Source organism: Halobacillus sp. AWM4_238 (assembly GCF_056158265.1).
Genome location: NZ_JBSWSY010000002.1, coordinates 3387978 through 3409352, shown reverse-complemented (window position 1 = coordinate 3409352; position 21375 = coordinate 3387978). Strand labels below are relative to the sequence as shown.

Below are 21375 nucleotides of genomic sequence, written 5' to 3'. Positions count from 1 at the left end.
AAGTGAAGTCCCATTATACTATTATTTGTTTAGGGGGCTAAGTAAATATGAAACAGAATTTGGATCAAAACTTAGGGTACCACATCAATATGGTCGCTCATTTTTTACAAAATATATATAACCAGAGGTTAGGAGAGTACGGCTTGACCCACTCACAGGCGAAAGTCATCTACTTCCTGGCTAAAGAGGGAGAGCAGTCCCAAACGGCTCTGCAAAAACAGCTACACATCAAAGCATCATCGATGAACGGGTTAATTGAAACCCTATCAAAGCACGAGCGGATTATAAAAAGGTCCTGTCCAAAAGACAAACGGACAAAGCTCGTAAACCTCACAGATAAAGGACAAGAGTTGCATGCCACCATTCTAAAGATCATCGCTGATATTGAAGAAGAAGCCAATCAGGGGCTATCACCAGAAGAACAGCAGGTGATGGTGTCCTGGTTAAAGAAGATGCAGAACAACTTGAAACCTAAAACATCAAGGAGCGAAGACAAATGAAACAACAAAGTCAACGGTTAGGGACCCAACCGATTCCGAAATTATTAACGAACTTATCTGTGCCCGCTATGATCGGTATGTTCGTCATGGCTCTATACAACGTCGTTGACACGCTTTTCATCGCACGCGGTGTAGGGATATTAGGAGTATCCGGTGTGAGTATTGCCTTTCCTGTCATGATGATCATCATGGCCATTGCCGCAGCGGTCGGTATTGGTGGTGCGTCCGTCATCTCCAGACGTTTAGGTGAGAACAAACAGGAAGAAGCCAACCAAGTTTTCGGGAACATCCTTTTTACGATCGTTCTCGTTTCAAGCTTCGGATTCATCGGTGCCTTTACTTTTCTTGAGCCGTTACTGAAGCTGTTTGGAGCGACAGACAACATTATGCCATATGCTACGGACTATTTGTTCCCGATTATGCTTGGATCTTTGTTCTTCTCTTTCTCTTTCACGACGAACAGTATCATCCGTTCAGAAGGAAACTCCAAATTTGCCATGATAACGATGATCATCCCAGCTGTACTAAATATGATTCTTGATCCGATCTTTATTTTCGGATTGGATATGGGTGTTCAAGGGGCTTCCGTCGCCACCGTCATATCCCAGGCGACCGTCAGTATCGTCGTTTTGAATTACTTTTTAAAAGGGAAATCTTCTCTGGTGGTCAAAGCTTCCTACTTGAAGCCGCAATGGACGGTGATCCGGGAAGTGCTGACTATTGGTATGCCAGCTTTTATCCGTCAAGTATCCGGAAGTGGAATGATGATTGCCATCAACCTGATGCTCATCAAATTCGGAGGCGAATTCGAAGTCGGAGTCTTCGGGATCGTCCACAAACTTGCGATGTTTACCATCATGCCGATGATTGGCGTCCTTCAAGGAATGCAGCCGATTATTGGATATAATTACGGAGCTAAGAATTACGAGCGCCTAAAAGAAACGGTCATGCTCGGTATGAAGGTCGTCACCGTCATTTCTGCAGGCATTTTCATTTTAATGATGGCGTTCCCCGAAGGATTGATGAACATCTTCACAGGTGATGCAGAGACCATTGAAACAGGAGCCTACGCCATCCGCATCATGTTCGCTCTTGCCGTTCTGATCGGGGCCCAGGTCGTCAGTGGTGGTCTTTATCAAGCATTGGGAATGGCAAGGCCGGCTCTTATTTTGTCAATGGCCCGCCAAGTCCTGTTCTTGATTCCACTTGTCTTGATCTTACCTAACTTCTTCGGAGTGACAGGTGTATGGCTCGCCTTCCCTATTTCCGATTTGTTCGCTTTTGCTCTATCCATGATCTTCCTCTATAAAGATCGCACACTATTTTTCAAAGCGAAAAATCAAGATCCACCCTACCAGACAGCGCCTACTCAAGGCTAAATGAAAAGCACGGTGCATCCAGCACCGTGCTTTTTCTGTCTCTATAAACGGTAATGTTAATCTTTAATACTAGAATTCGAGATGGTTCGGGGTTCGTTGCTGAGTTGAGCGTCAGGGGTGGTTGGGAAGCAACTCGCTTTCCTGCGGGGATGACGGCAAGCCTCCTCGGACTTCGTCCTGTGGGGTCTCGCCAGCCAATCCATTCCCGCGGGAGTCTCGCAGCTTCCCATCCACCCCATTCCATGTATTAGAGAAACGAACCCACGCACACGCATGGAGGGTCTTCCAAAATCACTGCTTCTTAACTGAAAAGCGCTATATAGCAAGCTTTAGAATACAATTGTCTCTTCTCATTAAGTTAAATCGACCAAATCCTATGACGCAGGAAAACTGCTTATTCTGGAAGTGGTTTCGAGATACTTATAAGAGAAAGTGGCGGAGGGGAATGGCGAGACTCCTGCGGGAAAAAAGTGCAGGGTGAGACCCCACAGGACGCAGTCCGAGGAGGCTCACCGCGCTCCCGCGGAAAGCGAGCTATTCCCCGTAGCCCTATCCACTCAAAAAACATCTCGAAACTGAGTCTTCAAGAGAAGGGAGCTTTTATGAAGAAACCTAATGGGGTTTGTTCACCTAACTTTTACCAAATAGTTTGTACGGTAATTATAGCAACAACTGACAATTTCCGTTAGAATAAGACAGAGAGTTTTATTTTATAAATTAAAGGATGGAACGCATGACATACTCGATTCATTTAATAAAGCTATTTACAAGCCGTGAAGATCATTTGTTCAAATTAAACGAAGCGGAACGGCTCAAAAACGTTTGGAATCTATTATTCTTCTTACTAGGTTTAACGATTCTTACATATGGCTGGACGGCGTGGCTTGGTCTCGGTACGGATGCGATTTCTGCCAATATGTCAGACTTGAACAGAGTTGAATATGAGATAAGGAAAGCTTGGTTCTTAATCGGACGCATCGGTTTCGCCATTCTTTTATTTCTATTCACGCTTTTCATTTCGTCTTTCTTTTTCTGGTTATTCAACAACGTGTCTTATAAAAAACTCTTTATACTGCAGATGAATGTATTGCTGATCATGCTGATTGAAAGGATTACCTGGATTCCACTAATGGTCTATGCAGGTATTGATTGGTACGTCTCCCCCTTTTCTTTCGGTGTGATCGCCTCTTATTTCACTACCATTGATTGGGTCATTTACCTATGCGGAGCCATTTCCATCTTCCAGCTTTTCATCATCTGGTACCAGGTCAAGTGCATTTCCTGGCTTTCCAATACGAAAATTGGCTGGATCTGGCTCGGGGTTGTTTTTTGGAACATGTTGTTGTGGGCAGGTACGGCCGCCCTCTCTAAATTCGATTTGTATCTCCTTTATCTACTCAGATAAGAAAGCAGCAGGTGTAAAGATCTATGAAAAAAATCAATGTTAAAGGCAGAATCCTGGGAATTTTGATTGTCGCCTTCGTTACGACCAATGCTTTCCTCATCTTCCTTGATGAAGGAGAACATGTGGACCGGAAATCATATATCCATGAATGGTCCAAGACAATCACCTATGATTTATTTAAAAAAAGGGATACGAAAGCTGTATTTACGTCAGAAGAAACAGAGCCTGTTTATTTCAATGAAGATGTTGGATCGTTTAATGAATTTCTTGTTGAAGAAGGGGACACCGTCAGCGAAGGGGATGACCTCTACACGTACGACGTATTGAACTATTATCAAGAAGAAGACCGTCTACAAGCTGAAGTCAACAGGTTAGAGTCGGAGATTGACGCCATCAATGACTTGATAAACGAAGTGGAGAGCTACCGGGTGCCAGATCCACCGGACACAAACAACAAAACAAATCCTTTCGGTACTAATTCCGATACGAGTGACGCTCTTCCCCCTTCCTACATAGAAACCGAGTACATGAAAGAAGAGAAGATGGCCGAACAAGAAGCAGAACTTGCGAAACAAGAAGCCATGCTCAAGATGGTGGAAGACCAACTGGACCAGCTTCAAAGCGATGGGGATCGCATAACCGTGACAAGCGCGTTTTCAGGTACGGTATCCAAGATTTCTGAAGACCTTCAAGCCCCCCTTCTAACATTAGAGTCTACGAACCTAGTATTAGAAGGAACTCTTCCTGAACAGGAACGAAAGAACGTTGAAGAAGAGATGGTCGTCGAAATCCATGTACCCGAACTAGAATATGAAACGACAGGGACATTAACATCTGTGGACGATTATCCAGAAGAAGTCGAGGTCCACAGATCCAGCCGCTATCCTTTCAACGTTTCCCTGGAAAACCCTTCAGAGGAATTGCTTGCTGGCTATCATGCGGATTTAAAAATCATTACAGATGAAGCATTAGGTGTAGTCACCGCTGTTGAAAAGGCGTTAGAAACGGAAGAGAACCTTTATGCATGGGTGATGACTGGAGAAGGAACATTAGAGCGACGCGAGATCGAAACAGGTATTGAAGAACAAGGACTCGTAGAAATATTATCAGGGCTCGAAGATGGGGAGTGGCTCGCAGTAGCGCCGAAAGATGAATTCAGGAATGAAGCAGTCTTTTTCACCCCACTACACACCGATGACCTCAGAGTGCGCCAAATGTTCAAGATGGAACGTCGTTCTATGTTGACTTACGGTTTACTAGGCATCCTTGCCAGATAACTTTAGAAAAACAGGCTGTCACCCAGACAGCCTGTTTTTTCTATATTCACCCACCATATATCCTTAATCCTTATTATGGAATATAGCAGGATTGTTGAAGACTTGATTTTGAGAGTTTTTAGTTAGATTCATTTAGAGAAAAGAATGAAAAGAATGGTTTAACATTTGCATCTGTACGTAGCAAATGGGACCATAGTAGTTAGATAGAATCATAACGAAAGAAATAAATGGGGTATGAAAATGAAATTAAGTGTATTGGATCAATCCCCAATCTTAACTGGGACAGACCCAAAAGAAGCCTTGAAACAAACGACAGAGCTTGCAAAATGGACAGACAAACTTGGATTTCATCGCTTCTGGGTGTCTGAACATCATAGTACGAGCAGTCTCGCAGGGTCGGCACCTGAAATCCTTGCTGCCCACCTGGCTGCCCGCACAAAAAATATTCGAATTGGTACAGGAGGCGTTTTGCTTCCCCACTACAGCTCTTATAAAGTAGCGGAATCTTTTCGAATTCTCGAAACCCTCCATCCTGATCGCATCGACCTTGGAGTAGGCCGGGCTCCTGGTGGAATGCCAAACGTCAACTTAGCATTAAACCGCGGGAAGGTACCTAGCATCGAAGATTATCCATCACAAGTGGAAGAGTTGATGGCTTATTTACATGGACAGGACCCGCACGGGATGGACGTATATGCTACACCAAAAGGAGAAACAGCACCACCCGTGTGGATGCTCGGTTCAAGCGGGACAAGTGCTCGCTTAGCTGCAGACTTAGGTGTCTCCTACTCCTTCGCCCATTTCATTAATGGACGCGGTGGAATTCGAGCCATGGATCGTTATCAAGATTATTTCGTTTCCTCGATGCAGCAAAACAAACCGGTCGGTAATGTTTCAGTGTTTGTTGTTTGTGCTGAAACCGATGAATATGCGGAATACCTGGCTTCCAGTCTGGACCTTGCCCTTCTACAAATTGAACAAGGTGGGAAACGGACACACTTCCCTACTCCGGACGAAGCGCTGAGCCATTCGTACACCATCTTTGAAGAAGAAAGAATTCAGGACAACAGAAACCGGATGATTGTCGGGTCTGTTGAAAAGGTAAAGGAAGAAATTGAACAATTAGCGGAGAGCTACAACGTAGATGAAGTCATCGTTAACACGATCGTCACTCCATTCGAAGATCGTTTGCGATCCTACGAGCTGCTCGCCGATGCTTTTCAATTAAGCCACACAAAAACCACGATGACGTAACGTCATCGTGGTTTTTCATTCCCATTATTCAACTATTTGGCAGGATTGTTGAAGACTTGATTTCGAGACTTTTGCGGGAGTTAAGGGGCTCCGGGAAAAGGTTCGCTTTCCGTGGGCGAGTGATGAGCCTCCTCGAGCTAACGCTCTGCGGGGTCTCATCTACCACGCACTTCCCACAGGAGTCTCACCTTTTCCCTCCGCCCCTTTACCATGGGAGACTCTCGAAATCACTTCTGGGAAAATCAGCTTTTATGATTGAGAAAAGTAGATCATATAACCTCTCCACAGCGGTCATACAGAATGCATAAGCTTGATACAGAGCTCTTTTATGCCTGCTAAGGAAGGGGAATGCGAGACAATCTCTCAAGGTATACGGGTTCGTTTTTATTACGAATGGGGTGGTTGGGAAGCCACTCATCTAGCTCCATAGCCCAGACACTCACGTCATAAGCAGAACAGCAAAGGAATGAAAGGGCACGTTCCTTTGCACTGCTTATGCCAGTCGTGTCTACCAGGGCGATTCCGCATTTGAACACTTTCCTGTGGGGGAGTGGCCAGCTTCATCGGGCGGTCTGCCCCACTAAAGGATCTCGCCGATCTCCTTTCTTCCACGGGAGTCTCGCAGCTTCCCAACCACCCCTTTGATAGTAAGGAGAAACGAACCCCTCTACCAGGAAGGAGCATCTTCCACCATCACTACCTACTGTAAGAAAGCGCTCTATAACAAGCGGTTATAAGCTCTATCCATACGATGGAGTTTTTTTGTTATTGCTCACAATTCGTATAGGAAACGCCTAATTCTGGAAGTGGTTTCGAGACACTAAAATGGCAAAGGGGCGGAGGGGAATGGCGAGACTCCTATCTTAAGTGTGCAGGCGCCTTGATCAGCGGCGTATGGACTGGACTGAGCTGGCGGAGATAAAGGAAACACGAAGAACGAAGTGATTCGATGTTGACTTATCGTACAGAAGCGAGGGAAGTCTCACTAGCCGCTAGGCACCGGAACCGGATATCTACGAGGAAAAAAGTGCTTGGTTAGACCCCACAGGACGCAGTCCGAGGAGGCTCACCGCGCTCCCGCGGAAAGCGAGCTATTCTCCGCAGCCCCATCCACTCAACAAACATCTCGAAACTGAGTCTTCCACTAAAGGGAGCAATTGTGGAAGGGAGAGATTAAGTCTTCCTTCCTATTTAAATCGTCCTGGTTGTTTCCGATATTTATAGATGTCAGACATCATAACAAGGAGTGGTGATTTTGCAACGTCTCTACATACCCTTCGTCCTCCTTTCCTTACTCGCAGGATTGGTCGGATGTGCGAACAATGAAACGAAAGAGAATACAGAAGAAACGATTAGCGCTGGTCTGATCGTTACAGACAGCGGGCTCGGCGATGATTCTTTCAGTGATTCTGCTTTTCAAGGACTCGAACAAGCCCGTGATGAGTTAGGCATTACTTTCGATTATCGCGAACCGTTCGATCAGGATTACGAAAAGAATGCTCGTGAGCTGTTGGAACAAGACCATGATGTCATCATTGGACTTGGATACAATTCACAAGCAGCTATTGAAGAATTAGCGAAAGAAAACCCTGACCAATCATTCGTCATGATTGATGCTGTTTCTGAACTTGAGAATGTAACGTCCATTACCTTTAAGGAAGATGAAGGAAGTTTTTTGATCGGCCTTATTGCTGGAATGAAAACAAAAACAGGCACCGTCGGTTTTATTGGGGGTGAAAAAATCCCGGTCGTGGAACGCTTTGAAGAAGGATTCCACGCAGGGGTGAAAGAAGCGAATCCAGATGCGAAAATCCTTAAACAATATGCAGGAACGTTTGATGATGATGAACAAGGAGCTTCCATCACGAACGACATGGTGAAAGAAGGCGCTGACTTCGTCTTTCCAGCCGCAGGTTTTACAGGGATCGGAGTTTTAAAAGAAGCTCAAAAACAAGGCATTTACGCCTTTGGTGTGGATAGCGATCAATTTTTCGTAGCCGAGGATGCTGTCGTCTCTTCCATGCTTAAAAATGTCAATGTCGCTCTTTATGATGTAATGAAACTCTTAAGTGATGGTCAAGAGCTCGATGGGGGCACACAAACACTTGGCATTCAGGAAAATGGCGTAGGTCTTGCTCCGATTCGCTTAATCGAGTTGTCGCCGGATGAACAAAAACGATTAAATGAAGCGACAGGAAAGTAAGGGGGAAACATAATGACCATCGGAAAAAGACTCTATACAATGACGCTCATTCCACTACTTTTATGCCTGGCCCTCATCAGTTTCATCGTTTTTCAAATGATGGATTTGCAACGCTCTTCCAATCAAGATGTTCAAATTTTACTTGAAGGCAAAGAACTGCATGGTCAACTCGTCAGTGTGGAACAGGCTTTAACGACTTACGGATACAACCCGTCAGAAGCTTCCCGTAGCGAAGCAGAAGGACTGATCGAACAAACCGCCGCTATCTTCGGGGATATCGAGCCGTTGATTGTAACTGAAAATCAGGAACAATGGTACAATCAGGCACAATCGAAATTTGAAAATTGGACAGAGATTGCTTCAGGAGCGCTGGCTAGCAACGATACCAATGAAGTGCAACGCCAGGCTGCACGCACAGGAGGAATCATAAACGATATCTTTATGCTTCAAAAAGAAGCCCAATCCTGGTACGACGCTCAAATGACGGACCAAAAACAGACGATTCAAAATTTGATCCTGTTCACCATCATCGCAGCAGCCGTACTGGTTGTTTCTACGATTCTATCAACGACAAGATTGACGAAACACATTGCGCGTCCCATTCGTTATCTTGCGGAGCAAGCATCTGAAGTGGCGAATGGAAATTTAAAAACTTCCATTGAAGTGAGTGATAAAGAGAAAGACGAAATCGGTCAATTGAAGCGATCGTTCCGTACGATGATTGATAACTTGGAAGGAACTGTCCAATCCGTTCATCATATCGGACAAAATGTACAAGATTTCAGCTCACGTCTTCACAATGAGATGGGTGGTCTTTCTGAAATCTCGAGCCAAGTAGCAAATTCAACGGATGAACTTGCGCAAGGGAGCCAATCCATATCGGAAGACGTCCAGGATGTGGCCAATCTCATGGATGACCTTCATCAAGGGTTTGAAATGAACCGGGAACAGGGGCAGGAATCCAGGAAGGCCAGTCAACAAGCCCTCACTTATGTGGATGAGGGACAAGCGAGCATTACAGACCAACGCGCACTCATGGATCGAAGTGCTGCGTCCATTGGAAACGTAGAGAAATCTGTCAATCATTTCATTCAATATACGGATCAAATTGAATCAACCGTCAAACTCGTCAATGACATTGCAGAACAAACGAATCTTCTTGCCTTGAATGCTGCCATTGAAGCAGCACGTGCGGGGGAACATGGAAAAGGTTTCGCAGTGGTGGCGGAAGAGGTCCGTAAACTTGCTGATCAGTCCACCTCAGCTACGGGACATATCACAGAAATGGTGGTACAAATTAGAGATGGGGTTCAAGTCATCGAACGGGAAATGCAGGAGACCATCCAAATTTCTGAGAAGCAGAACCATTCCGTAGATACGTCTAAGTCAGCTTTTGAGAGAATAAGCGCTCAAGTAGGGGCCATCGACAAACAATTGGAAGCACTCGTCAGCGGCTTGGACGAATCCAAAGATAAGAGTGCGAATGTTTATGTTTCTATAGAGAATGTGAGCAGTATTGTTGAAGAGACAGCCGCAGGCACAGAAGAAATTTCTGCGTCTACTGTCGAGCAGCAAGCAGCCTTCCGACAGATGATCAAAGAAACCGATCACCTGGAGAATATGGTGGCCGACTTGAACGAGCAGCTGGAACATTTTGAGTGGAAGAACCAAGTAGAAGAACAAATAGAAAAAAATCATGAAGAAGATTTCAAAGATGATGATGAAGAAATCCACACCGCTTCAGCTTAATGAAGCGGTGTTTTTTCACCTGCGTTTCGGCTTACCTGCTGGACGTTCAAGGGAACGGAGATCCTCATCGACATTCATAATTTTTTGTTCGACCATTTGCCTTGCGTCGTCTACTCCTTTGTTATAAAAAAAAGGTCCCATCTCTTCAGCTAATTTATGTACCCATTGTTCAGCTGCGAGGTCACCGATCACCTCGCCTCTCTCCAATTCAAAGTATTCTTTGACCTGCTCCACCATATATTCTCTTTCTTCCTTTTTCAATTTCATATCCCTTCCCCCTTTTCCCTTATCGTACCATACCCCTTTTCATACCTGTAACACTGACAGCATCATTCGGCTTCTCCGGTTTGTAGTGGATGCATACATGGCTAAATCCAGCTTTCACAAGAAGATTCTGCAATTGCCCCCCCAGTACTTCTGTCGTCTCATCCGTCGCTTCTTCTTCATGCGGGACAACTGTCAGTGCAATTTTTCCATTTTCACGGAGCAATGTACGTAGATGATTGAGAATTTCTATGGGTTGATGCCAAAAGGTGACGTTGTTAACGGCATAGATTTTGTCCAAAGGCTTTTGAAAATGAAGCAGTTGATAGGCTTCACCATGAAAAATACCGATTTGCTTTGTCCTCTTTTGCTTGTTTAACTTTCTTAATACCGTCTCAACCATCGTTTCTGAAGGGTCAATGCCATACAAAGCCTCCGTGCCTAGTGAAGCAACTTTATTTAAAGCTGCCCCCGAACCAAACCCCACCTCTAAAACCCGATCTTCCTTTACAACGTCCAGGAAAGAAATAGTCCAGTCATTCAACTCCCTGTTTTCACTTTCCATAAACATTCCTGCAAGCTTGCCTGCTACTCCTTCTGGTTTAGCAAATTGGTTGTAAATCATTTCTCTTTCCTCCTCTTCCTTCCTTTTACCCCTATCTATTCAGCATCACGCATTAAAAAGTAGTTTTGGTTTTTTTCTCATCGCTTTGTTTGTATGATAAATGACAGAGGTGTTTATGAAATTTTAGTATAATGTGAAGTATAGGGGGAGATTCGGTTGAAAAAGTTTATACCACTTTTCCTGCTGGCGGTCCTTGTTATGACAGCCTGCAGCGAAACATCTACAAATAATAAAGATTGGACAGAAGCTTCGTGGAAAGAAATTGAATCAGCAGCAGAAAGTACAGAAGTCCGGCTTTACATGTGGGGGGGCGATGAAGGAATCAACGCTTACATTGACGACTATGTCGCACCACAACTCGATGAGCGATATGATGTATCGCTGGAACGCATCCCCCTCAACACACCAGAGATTTTACAAAAGCTACAAACTGAAAAACAAGCAAACAAACAAGAAGGCTCGATTGATGTGATTTGGATCAATGGAGAAAACTTCAAAAATGCGAAAGAAAACGAATTGCTCATGGGATCCTTTACAGAAGTCCTCCCTAACTTCAACGAATACTACAATGCAGAAGACCCTGCTTTCCAAACGGATTTTGGGACAAAAGTAGAAGGAATGGAAGCCCCGTGGGGGAAAGTCCAGTTTGTGTTTCATTATGATTCAGAAAAAATAACCAATCCTCCTTCCACATTCGAAGAATTACAAACGTGGGTGGCTGAAAACCCTGGTCGGTTCACCTATCCGCGAGCAGAAGAATTCTCAGGGAATGCGTTCTTAAGGCACGTCTTATACGCCCAAGCAGAAATGCCTTCGGATATTTATGAGCAACCTTTAGAGGAGAGTGACATCACTGCAACTGCCGAGCGCACCTGGTCTTACCTTAATGAAATGGAGCCCCATTTATGGCGATCAGGAGATCATTACCCGAACAGCCTGACAGAGTTGGATCAGTTGTACAGCCAGGGAGAAGTATGGATGACGATGGGATACAACGAATCTCGCGCCGAATCACTGATCGAAGAAGGCGTGTTTCCTGAATCAACACGTTCGTTCGTCATGGAACCTGGATCCATTGGAAATACACATTTCCTTTCCATTCCTTTCAACAGCCCGAATCAACCCGGTGCGTTGACGGCCATCAACTTCATGCTTTCTCCAGAAGCCCAACTGGAAAAATATAAGCCGGATGACTGGGGAGAGAATACACCGATCAGCATCGATCAATTGCCGAAAGACATGAAAGAAAAGTTCGAAGCGGTCGAACGCGGGGAGAGCGTTCTATCAACAGAAGAACTGGAAGAAAGCTTCCTTCCAGAATCAGAAGCCGATTATGTCGATTGGATGAAGGAACAGTGGTTTAATGAAGTTGTTCAAAAATAGAACATTCCTGCTCTTTCTCCCTGCAGCCTTCTTTTTGGTTATCCCTTTCTATGGGTTCATCCACGCTGTCATCCAAAGCTTTGGTACAGAAGGTTTAGCGCATTACAAAGAGATTTTAAATTCAGAACGGTTTCTTTCTTCTGTCTGGTTCAGTATCCGAACTGCAGGAATAGCTACCCTCATTTCCATCATCCTTGGTCTTGGGTTCACCAAGTTGTTCTACCCATTGCTGCACAACGTCTCCCCTAGGTTGATGGTTTGGATTCCGATGCTTTTTCCTCATTTCGTGTGGGGATATATGGTCATTCTCATGCTATCGGAAACAGGGTGGATCGCGCAGGCCTTAACAGCGGTCGGTTGGTTGGAGAATACGTCGGGATTTCCCGTATGGACGCGGGATCAGCAAGGCATAGGAATAGTCATCACCTATGTATGGAAAGAAGTTCCTCTTGTTATTCTGCTTCTTTTTCCTGTGTATGCAGCCATACGCCCGGAATATTACGCTCTCGTAGACAGTTTGGGAGGAAACGCATGGCACCGATTTACTACAGTGGATCTGCCTCACCTCCTCCCCGTTTTAGTGGAGTCATTTTTAATCATTTTCTCCTTTACTTTGGCCGCCTACGAGGTTCCAGCTCTAATAGGCACTACTTATCCGGAGATGATATCCGTTCTCGGGTATGAATGGTTTTATGGAAGCTCATGGGACGACCGACCATTAGCCTTTGCCGCTATGGTCATGACTAGCTTATTCCTATTGTTCCTGACCTTAATGAGCTATTATGGCTTAAGCCGGCCTAGATGGAGAGCGATGAGGGGGGATCGACAATGATTCGAAAAAAAGCCATGTTTCTTATTCTCTCCACCCTCTTTGTCGTTACCCCGCTCACCGCTTTGCTTTTGCAAAGCATCAGCGCTCCCTGGCGCTTCCATACAGGACAAGGCATAGCATTCGGGGGACAAGGGTACTCCACCCTCTTTCAAAACCCACAATTGTGGGAGGCAACATTCATTTCTATCGGGATTGGATTTGCAGTGCTGTTGATCAATATCACCATCGGATTGTTTACAGGCAAAGCTCTAGCCTCCTATGCTTCCCGTGGCAAAGCCTGGCTGGAAGCTCTCGTGTTATCCCCCATTCTTATTCCGTCCTTGGCTATTGCAATGGGGTTGCATTTATTCATGATTCGAATCGGTCTGGCAGACACCATTTGGGGCGTCATCCTCATACACTTGGTGCCGACCGTTCCATACAGTATCAAGATCTTTCATAACAGTTATCAACAAATCGGAAAAAAAATGATGGAGCAGCCTCACATTCTCGGAGCGGGATTTTGGACGCAGGTCTTTACGGTAGAACTCCCTTTATTGAGGCCCGCAATCCGTAGCCTAACCTTCTTAACGATTGTGATCAGCTTGAGCCAATATGCCATCACCGCTATTATTGGCGGCGGCCGTGTACTAACATTGCCATTAGTCTTTTTTCCTTTTCTAGAAAATGCCAACACATCAATCATGGCGGCATTTTCGATTTGGTTCGCACTGATCCCGGTTTTCATGTACATCATCATTGAGGCTCTGATGATGTTTCTCCCATACTCTCAACTGCCATGGAGGAATCATCGATGACACAGACAAAATTAGAAATGAAAAAGATAACCAAAACTTTCCAACAGGATACGGTCTTGAATAATTTGAGCTTCCATCTGAAGAAAGGCGAAATCATGAGCATCGTCGGACCTTCAGGAAGTGGAAAAACGACATTGCTCCGTATTCTTGCAGGACTGGAGAAGCCAAGCGATGGCGTGATCATGATGAATGGAAAAGATATTACTAAACAAAAAGCGAACCGCCGTGATATCAGCCTTGTGTTTCAACAGCCATTGCTTTTCCCGCACATGACCGTTAAAGAGAATATCGCTTACGGAGCAAAAGTCTCAAAGAAGTACAAAGAAGACAAAGTAGAGTCTTTACTTGAAGCTATCGGGATGGCCCGTTTCCGCAGCCATTATCCTTCCGAAATATCGGGCGGACAGCAACAGCGTACGGCCCTCGCCCGTGCGATGGCGACAGAACCTGAAGTGATTCTGTTTGATGAACCTTTCAGCAGTTTGGATCCCTCTTTAAGACAAGAGCTAAGATACTGGGTCCGTGACTTTCTCGACTCAAGAGAAACAACAGCGGTGTTTGTCACACACGATATGGAAGAGGCAATGATAATGGGAGATCAAATTGCCGTCTTCCAAGAAGGAAAATTCCAACAAATCGGCACAGCTGAAACATTACACAAATCACCAGCAAACTTGAGGGTCGCTTCCTTTTTAGGCGGCCATCTCATTTTGAATGAACAAGAGTTTGCACCATTACATGCTGTTCGAATAGGCACTAGAGAAGCACCCGAAAGCGGAGTGAGCTTCCACGCAACTGTCGAGCATATCACTTACCAGCACGGCCAGCCGGTTGCCCATTTATATGTGAACGAACTGGAGAAAAAAATATCTCTTCCCATCGGGGATTCTTCTCTGAAAGGGGAAGTCCAAGTAACGATTGCGGATGATTCGATTCAAACTTTCAGTGGTGAGATCCTATGAACAAAAAAAACATCGTACGGACAGTTCTGTTCCTTGCCCTATTTATTGGTGTTGCATGGTTTGTCCGCTCCCGCTTTGACGTAAGCGCGGATAACATCCGCTCCTATATCCTTTCATTTGGAGCTATCGGACCAATCATTTTCATGGGACTGTATGCCATCGGCCCCATCGTCGTGTTTCCTACTTCCGTTCTTTCGCTTGCCGCAGCTTTTGCCTATGGAATCTGGCCAGGCATGTTGTATATCGTGATCGGGGCTACAGGCGCCGGTGTGACTGGGTATATCATGGGGAGATTTTTCGGAGACTCTGTACTCAAATTTCATCAGTCCAAATGGGCAGGGAATATTTATGAGCGAATGCAGGGACAAGGGTTCCTCTACGTGTTCATCCTACGCCTTATTCCTCTGGTCGGATTTGATATATTGAGCTATCTGGCTGGAATGACAAGAGTGAAGTTTCTCTCTTTCGTCCTGGCTACGGTGATCGGCATGCTTCCTGGAACGTTCGCTTACAGCCTCGTCGGAACGAGTCTCGCGAGCGGGGATCGTACACTGATTCTCATCGCTTTCAGTGTCTTCATCCTCCTACTCGTCACCACCTACCTCTTCCGCAACAAAGTAAGAACATGGCTGAAGCTCTAAACTCAATTCAACTAAATGGAAAGATTGTGGAAGACTGGATTTCGAGGTGTTTTCGGGGTTCGTTACTGAGTTGAGCGTCAGGGGTGGCTGGGAAGCAACTCGTCTAGCTCCATCGCCCACGGGAGTCTCGCAGCTTCCCAACCACCACATTTGATCATGTGAAAAAAGAACCCCTACACCAAGCAGGAGCACCTTCCACCATCAATCAATTATCTGTAACAAAGGTTATAAGTTCTACCCATACGATGGAGGGTTTGTATTATAGCTCCCCCAATACGTATAGTAAACGCCTAATTCTGGAAGTAGTTTCGAGATACTCTTATGTTCAAGGGGCGGAGGGGAATGGGGAGACTCCTGCGGGAAAAAAGTGCATGGTGAGACCCCGCAGGACGCAGTCCGAGGAGGCTCACCGCGCTCCCGCGGAAAGCGAGCCATTCCCCGCAGCCCCATTTACTCAACAAAAGTCTCGAAACTAATTCCTCCCAAACGGAAGCTTTAGTGTAAAAGAAAGAGTCTTTGAAAGTGTCCGGAGGGGACATTTCAAAGACTCTTTTTACTTATATTTGGCCATGAAATCACGATCAATTTTGTTTTTTAACTCCCATGCTTTCTTATTATGCGAACTGAGAGGACCGTACACAAGGAAGCCTTTTTTCCCGCCTGTAGATAAAATGTATAGTGCATTTTTCTGCGGAACGAAAGAGTCCAGAGGTAAGTTAGAAAGGTAGTTCTTTAAGTTCTGCCAAAGGACGGGACCTTGCCTCACTGCATAAACACCACTTTTCGGAAGGTTCGGATAGTCCATCATCGTGACACAATCACCCGCACCGAAAATGAAATCATAGTCACGGAACTGCAGTGTTGATCGTACAAGAGCGAAATATCGTTCGTCTATAGCTAGCGAAGACTTATCAAAAATGGGATCTCCGAGGGCTCCCCCGAGCCACAGCACACCCGTATGGCGGACTCGATTGCCTTTATCCGTTTTAACAAACTCTTCAAACACTTCTTCCACACGTTCGTTCTGCCAGATACGCACACCTTTCTTCTCAAGCAACCTTCTCAGTCTTTCTGATACCCACTTTGGTCCATCAGCAAGGATTCGATCAGAGGTGATCAAACGAACTTGCCCGGGGATTTTGTGTTTATCTTTATAGGCCTGGATCGACATTGCAAGTTCTGTTCCGGCCGCACCACCCCCTACGATCAGGGGCTTTGTAGACTCTCTCAATGTGTTCATTTGATCTGTAAATTTGTAATTCGGCTTAATCGTCCGGGCAGCAGTATCCTCAAACGATAGCGGCAAACTTTTCGATCCAATATCAAAACTGACGACATCAAAAGGATAAACAGACCCATCTTCGCACACGACCTTTTTTTGTATCGGTTTTATAAAGGCGGCTTTCTTAGGAATCCAATGGACGTTGGCTGAATGTGCTAACTGACGAATATCGACCCGAATATCCTTTTCAGAATAAATTCCTTCTGTGTACCCTGAAAACATTCCAGAATAATACTGAAAGGTCGAAGGGGTAATCATACAGACATCGACCTGTCTCCAACTGTCGTTCTGCAATTGTCTTAAGATTTCAAGGTGGGCGTGACCAGCTCCAACCAGCAATAACCTTTTTGACAAGAGAGCACCTCCTTACAGAAAACGCCCACATGGCAGAACCATGTGGACGCGTTTTTTAAAGACTTGCTTGTAGAAACTCCTCTACTTCTTCAGGAGTTTTAGCATTCGCACTATGAAGGTGGGCTTTTTTGTTGCCATCTTTAAAAATCAGGATACTAGGAATCCCCATGACCTCATACTTTTGTGCGATCTCTGGAAGTTCATCGCGATTGACGTTATACCAATCGTATCCGTTATACTCCTCGAGAATGTCTCCGATAAACATATCCATGCGTCGGCAGTCCGGGCACCAATCCGCTTCGAATTTCACAATGACAGGACGGTCACTTGCAATGGTTTCGTTAAACTTATCTGTTGTATGAATAGCTTCCATCAAACTCAATCTCCTTTGTAAATAGCTACTTCCTATCATAACCAAAATGTATGGATTTGTCTTTTATCAGGCTTACTTGTATTCTACTCTTCCTAAAAGCCACGCAGCAAGAAGACCACCAAGGAATGCAACGATGCTGACGATCATCATCGCTCCTGTTGCAGGGACTCCAGGAAAAATGACAAATACAGAACCGATGACTAGACCGATGATAACCGCAAAGGTTCCAGACGTATAGTTCTCAAGAAAGAACTTCACAATCTTACTCATCACAACAATTCCACAAACAATTCCTGCTCCCACAACAGCGATAATATCGATCCGGAAGTCAGAAATGCCTGAAGTTACAGTCGTGTACACCCCGATGATCAATAAGATGAATGAACCACTAATTCCCGGTAATATCATAGCACTACTGGCAATCCATCCAGAGAAGAATAGCAGCACGTATCCAGCAAACGTTAAGTTTTGCATCGGATCCGACTCTGCTGTCTGGAAAAATGCCATCGAGGCGACTAAGACAGCTCCGATCAACAGTAACAAAAAGTGTTTCGTTTTAAAGTTATGCTTCACGTCTGCTTTATGTGTTAAGTACGGCAACACTCCAATGATCAGCCCAAGGAAAAAAAACTGAGTCGGACCTGGATAGTGTTCAAATAACCACTCAATCAAGTTAGCCATCAATCCGATGGCGATAACCACTCCAATTCCGAGTGGCAATAAGAATTTTAAATGTGTTTTCCATTCTTTACTGAAGAATCCGTTAATAGCTTCAATCAGACGGTCATATATGCCGAGGACAACAGCTATTGTCCCTCCGCTCACACCTGGAACGACGTCACTCGCTCCCATTAGCATGCCACGGTAAATATTTCTCCATTCCCACATATCTTTGTCTCCTTTTATATCTAACCCTTTTCCTTTTTATTCTATCAGATTTTTTTTGGGTTTTAAGATACATTTTCATAAAAAATAGGGTGAGATTGAAATGAAGCTGGTGTTGTAATGATTTAGGCCCACTGTAAAAAGACCCACTGACTCTCCATCCAAAAAACCTAAAGCAAGCCTTACTGAAAAGGAACTTCCGCATTCGTCCCCGGAAGTTCCTTCGAAAAATCAGGCTGATGTTTTTTCTTCTTTGTCCTTCCCTCGATCGAGCGCGATTTTGTCAGCACGGATCGCTTTATACAAGGATACGACCATTAATATCATGATGAATGAGAATGGAAAAGCAGCTGATATGAGCGCATTCTGCAGCGCCTGCAGTCCACCTGAATACAAGAGCACAGCGGCCATTGATGATTGGATAATCCCCCATACGAATTTAACCATTGTTGGTGGGGTAAGTGATCCGTTTGTCGTCTGCATCCCCAAGACAAAGGTCGCAGAGTCCGCGGATGTAATAAAAAATGTCCCAATTAATACCATGGCGATGATCGACAAAATTAGCCCAATTGGATAATTATCAAACGTTCCGAACATGACCTGCTCTGTAGGGAGATCGGAAAGTCCTCCTTGGTCTTGTTGGACTTTAATCGCGGAAGATCCAAAAGTTGAGAACCAAAGAAATCCTATCGCAGACGGAACGAGCAGGACACCTGATAAAAATTCTCGAACTGTTCGGCCCTTAGATACACGTGCGATGAAAATTCCGACAAATGGAGACCATGCAATCCACCATGCCCAGTAGAAAACAGTCCAACTGTTGATCCATGTACGATTTTCTTCACTGTTCGGTGCCAAACGGAAACTCATGGACGGCAAGTTTTGCAAGTATGCGCCGATCGTGTCAGTAAACATATTCATAATGAAGAGAGTCGGACCAACAATCAACATGATTGCTAGTAAAGCGATTGCCAAAACCATATTCGTATTACTCAAATAACGAATCCCTTTACTTAACCCGGTATAGGCGGAAATCATGAATAAGACGGTAACGACCCCGATAATTAACAGCTGAACCCCAAATGAATCTTCGAGCGGGGTCAAGAATGTCAAACCACCATTGATTTGAGCTGCACCAAACCCAAGGGTCGTGGCTACACCGACAATGGTTGCAAAGACAGCGATAACATCGACCACTTTACCCCATGGTCCATCCATTTTATCTCCGAACAGGGGCTTGAGTGTCGAACTGATTAAGGCTGGTGCCCCTCGTCGGAATTTGAAGTAGGCGAGCACCAGAGCTACAATAGCGTAGATTCCCCATGCATGAACTCCCCAGTGAAAGTACACGAAACGCATGGATTCGTTCAAAGCGGCTGCTGTTCCAGTCTCTGCTGTCGGAGCATTATTGGCATAAAAGTATATCGGTTCTGCCGCTCCCCAGAATACAAGACCGATCCCCATCCCAGCACTGAATAGCATGGCGAACCATGTAGCGTAATTGTAATCTGGTTTGTCCTCAGGCTTTCCGAGTTTCATTTTTCCATAAGGGCTGAAAATCATATAAAGACAGAAAATCACAAAACCAGTAACAATCAGTAAGTAATACCATCCAAAGTGGACAGAGATGTAAGACTGAATATTTCCAGTGATGCTTTCAAGATTTTTCGGGGCAACTGCACCCCAAACGACTGAAAATAGTGCAATGGCTAATGTAACCCAAAAAACGGATGTGACTTTTTTCATTGTTAACTCCTTTCCGAAACTTGTGCGTATTTTCGTTACGAGAGGATGTACATTCGAGGGGGAAGCTTTTGATGTATAGTTAAACGAATACCCAAACGAAGAAAAACTAAACAATTTGTCGAGTTTTTTCTACATAAATATAGCCCAAAAGACGGATGCCTTCCGGGCTTTTATCTCTTTATAAATTTTATCGGTCGGTGTGTTCAGTAAAGCAAAGCTTCCAGCCACTGGTGTTCTGGTTGATGATGCATAAGTGCCTGCTTTAACCACTCCTTTTGATGTTCATTCAAGTATGAGAATACGTGCTGGAAGTCCTCCCTATCCTTTTCGTTTGTATAGGTGGATTTATAGAGAAGGACAAGCTCCGGGTTCAAATATGGATACCCATGCTCTGACTGTAAATGCATGCGACTGATTTCAAATGTAATGGAAGGGTCTCTTCTAAACTCCCATCGATGCTTTTTCTTTTCATTAAGAAGGATTTCTAATGTATGACCCTCTTGAGAAAAGGCATGGATTTCGTGGACAGGAAGGAGGAGGGTCTCCCCCTCCCAACGCTTCCGTTCCTTCTGTTCGACAACATACAAATCCCACGATTGTAATGCTCGGTATAGTTCGTGCTGATCTTCACGAAAGATTGCAATTTCTACATCCTCATGATGCCTGGTTTCTTCCCCAATATGAAGATCAATCGCCCATCCACCTGCAAACATCCAATCCCGATCAAATGCATGGATCCACTGGCAGACGTCATGACATTTCTCAAACATGTGCCACCTCCTCTCTTTCATCTTGTCCTTGTAGAAAAACTCTTAACCTCCCCCCTCCGCCTACTCTTTCATTTGGAAAAGCTTTCTTATACGATGGAATATAGTAGAAAACATGGAGGGACTCATATGCTAAAAGGTAATCTAGTTGAACTGCGTCCTGTATCAAAGGATGACTTAAAACACTTATTCAAATGGGCGAATGACGAAGAAATAGCAAACCTTGGTCACGGAAGCGCTTCTGCCTATCAGAACAATAATCCTAAAGAGGACCTAGAAGCTTTCTATGAAAAAAACCTTACCGCTCAACCTCTATGGGAAAACGGGCGTGTTTTCATTGTTTATACCATCAGTACAGGGGTGCCGATTGGAAAATGCAGCTACAGGCAACTCAATCCTGTGACACGCTCAGCAGAGATTGGTTTAAGCATCGGGGAAAGAGAATACTGGGGGCATGGGTATGGGGAAGATATCATCCAAACGTTGCTGAAACACCTCTTTTACACTCTGAATCTTGAACGTATTCAACTGGATACGTGGAGCGGCAATAGACAGGCACTAAGACTCTATGAAAAAGCAGGATTCCAGACAGAAGGAAGACTAAGAAAAAATGAATATGTGAACGGTGCTTATTATGACACCATCCTTATGGGGATGCTCCGTTCCGAATTCGATGTGTAATGTTTTTAATAGGAAA

General features: G+C 44.8%; 20 protein-coding genes. 13 read left to right on the top strand and 7 right to left on the bottom strand.

Annotation, left to right across the window (positions count from 1 at the left end):
• Positions 1 to 47: 47 nt before the first annotated feature.
• The 7 genes from ACXACN_RS16985 to ACXACN_RS16955 all read left to right on the top strand — a co-directional run bounded on the left by ACXACN_RS16985 (position 48) and on the right by ACXACN_RS16955 (position 9767).
• On the top strand, positions 48 to 500 hold the full coding sequence (locus ACXACN_RS16985; RefSeq protein ID WP_474966020.1) for a MarR family winged helix-turn-helix transcriptional regulator: 453 nt from the start codon (positions 48 to 50) through the stop codon (positions 498 to 500).
• Positions 497 to 1879, top strand: a complete 1383-nt coding sequence (locus ACXACN_RS16980; protein WP_474966018.1) for an MATE family efflux transporter — start codon at positions 497 to 499, stop codon at positions 1877 to 1879. Before ACXACN_RS16985 ends, ACXACN_RS16980 begins: the two co-directional genes overlap by 4 nt.
• A gap of 733 nt (positions 1880 to 2612) precedes the next feature.
• Positions 2613 to 3284: a hypothetical protein gene (locus ACXACN_RS16975; protein ID WP_474966016.1), complete on the top strand. Its 672-nt coding sequence runs from the start codon at positions 2613 to 2615 to the stop codon at positions 3282 to 3284.
• A gap of 23 nt (positions 3285 to 3307) precedes the next feature.
• A complete protein-coding gene (locus ACXACN_RS16970; protein WP_474966014.1) occupies positions 3308 to 4561 on the top strand; it encodes an efflux RND transporter periplasmic adaptor subunit in 1254 nt (417 codons plus the stop codon).
• Between the two features lie 240 nt (positions 4562 to 4801).
• Positions 4802 to 5815 carry an LLM class flavin-dependent oxidoreductase gene (locus ACXACN_RS16965; protein ID WP_474966012.1) on the top strand — a complete coding sequence of 338 codons (1014 nt, stop codon included), beginning with the start codon at positions 4802 to 4804 and terminating at the stop codon, positions 5813 to 5815.
• A gap of 1249 nt (positions 5816 to 7064) precedes the next feature.
• Positions 7065 to 8018, top strand: a complete 954-nt coding sequence (locus ACXACN_RS16960; RefSeq protein WP_474966010.1) for a BMP family lipoprotein — start codon at positions 7065 to 7067, stop codon at positions 8016 to 8018.
• Between the two features lie 12 nt (positions 8019 to 8030).
• Positions 8031 to 9767 (top strand): methyl-accepting chemotaxis protein, encoded by a 1737-nt coding sequence (locus ACXACN_RS16955; RefSeq protein WP_474966008.1) that lies wholly within the window; start codon positions 8031 to 8033, stop codon positions 9765 to 9767.
• Positions 9768 to 9782: 15 nt separating this feature from the next.
• Here the strand turns inward: ACXACN_RS16955 and ACXACN_RS16950 are convergent, their stop codons facing one another.
• Positions 9783 to 10034 (bottom strand): DUF2164 domain-containing protein, encoded by a 252-nt coding sequence (locus ACXACN_RS16950; protein WP_474966006.1) that lies wholly within the window; start codon positions 10032 to 10034, stop codon positions 9783 to 9785.
• 19 nt (positions 10035 to 10053) lie between these two features.
• A complete protein-coding gene (locus ACXACN_RS16945; RefSeq protein WP_474966005.1) occupies positions 10054 to 10656 on the bottom strand; it encodes a class I SAM-dependent methyltransferase in 603 nt (200 codons plus the stop codon).
• A gap of 156 nt (positions 10657 to 10812) precedes the next feature.
• On the opposite strand from ACXACN_RS16945, the gene ACXACN_RS16940 reads away from it, so the two are divergent.
• Genes ACXACN_RS16940 through ACXACN_RS16920 form a run of 5 tightly spaced genes read left to right on the top strand, consistent with a single transcriptional unit; the run spans position 10813 to position 15271 of the window.
• On the top strand, positions 10813 to 12039 hold the full coding sequence (locus ACXACN_RS16940; RefSeq protein WP_474966003.1) for an ABC transporter substrate-binding protein: 1227 nt from the start codon (positions 10813 to 10815) through the stop codon (positions 12037 to 12039).
• Positions 12020 to 12871 (top strand): ABC transporter permease subunit, encoded by an 852-nt coding sequence (locus tag ACXACN_RS16935; protein ID WP_474966002.1) that lies wholly within the window; start codon positions 12020 to 12022, stop codon positions 12869 to 12871. The genes ACXACN_RS16940 and ACXACN_RS16935 overlap by 20 nt, the downstream gene beginning before the upstream one ends.
• Complete coding sequence (locus tag ACXACN_RS16930; RefSeq protein WP_474966000.1) at positions 12868 to 13668, top strand: ABC transporter permease; 801 nt, start codon at positions 12868 to 12870, stop codon at positions 13666 to 13668. Before ACXACN_RS16935 ends, ACXACN_RS16930 begins: the two co-directional genes overlap by 4 nt.
• Positions 13665 to 14630, top strand: coding sequence for an ABC transporter ATP-binding protein (locus ACXACN_RS16925; protein ID WP_474965999.1), 966 nt, complete (start codon positions 13665 to 13667; stop codon positions 14628 to 14630). The genes ACXACN_RS16930 and ACXACN_RS16925 overlap by 4 nt, the downstream gene beginning before the upstream one ends.
• Complete coding sequence (locus tag ACXACN_RS16920) at positions 14627 to 15271, top strand: TVP38/TMEM64 family protein (RefSeq protein WP_474965997.1); 645 nt, start codon at positions 14627 to 14629, stop codon at positions 15269 to 15271. The genes ACXACN_RS16925 and ACXACN_RS16920 overlap by 4 nt, the downstream gene beginning before the upstream one ends.
• Positions 15272 to 15824: 553 nt before the next feature.
• Here ACXACN_RS16920 and ACXACN_RS16915 read toward each other — a convergent pair.
• The 5 genes from ACXACN_RS16915 to ACXACN_RS16895 all read right to left on the bottom strand — a co-directional run bounded on the left by ACXACN_RS16915 (position 15825) and on the right by ACXACN_RS16895 (position 20681).
• Positions 15825 to 16907 (bottom strand): FAD-dependent oxidoreductase, encoded by a 1083-nt coding sequence (locus ACXACN_RS16915; RefSeq protein WP_474965995.1) that lies wholly within the window; start codon positions 16905 to 16907, stop codon positions 15825 to 15827.
• A gap of 55 nt (positions 16908 to 16962) precedes the next feature.
• A complete protein-coding gene (locus tag ACXACN_RS16910; protein WP_474966899.1) occupies positions 16963 to 17319 on the bottom strand; it encodes a thioredoxin family protein in 357 nt (118 codons plus the stop codon).
• A 33-nt stretch (positions 17320 to 17352) separates the two neighbouring features.
• Positions 17353 to 18168: a DUF368 domain-containing protein gene (locus ACXACN_RS16905; protein ID WP_474965994.1), complete on the bottom strand. Its 816-nt coding sequence runs from the start codon at positions 18166 to 18168 to the stop codon at positions 17353 to 17355.
• A gap of 228 nt (positions 18169 to 18396) precedes the next feature.
• Positions 18397 to 19911, bottom strand: coding sequence for a glycine betaine uptake BCCT transporter (locus ACXACN_RS16900; protein ID WP_474965992.1), 1515 nt, complete (start codon positions 19909 to 19911; stop codon positions 18397 to 18399).
• 203 nt (positions 19912 to 20114) lie between these two features.
• Positions 20115 to 20681 carry a nucleotidyltransferase domain-containing protein gene (locus ACXACN_RS16895; protein ID WP_474965990.1) on the bottom strand — a complete coding sequence of 189 codons (567 nt, stop codon included), beginning with the start codon at positions 20679 to 20681 and terminating at the stop codon, positions 20115 to 20117.
• Positions 20682 to 20807: 126 nt separating this feature from the next.
• Here ACXACN_RS16895 and ACXACN_RS16890 point away from each other — a divergent pair, with 126 nt between their 5' ends.
• A complete protein-coding gene (locus ACXACN_RS16890) occupies positions 20808 to 21359 on the top strand; it encodes a GNAT family N-acetyltransferase (RefSeq protein WP_474965988.1) in 552 nt (183 codons plus the stop codon).
• Positions 21360 to 21375 lie beyond the last annotated feature (16 nt).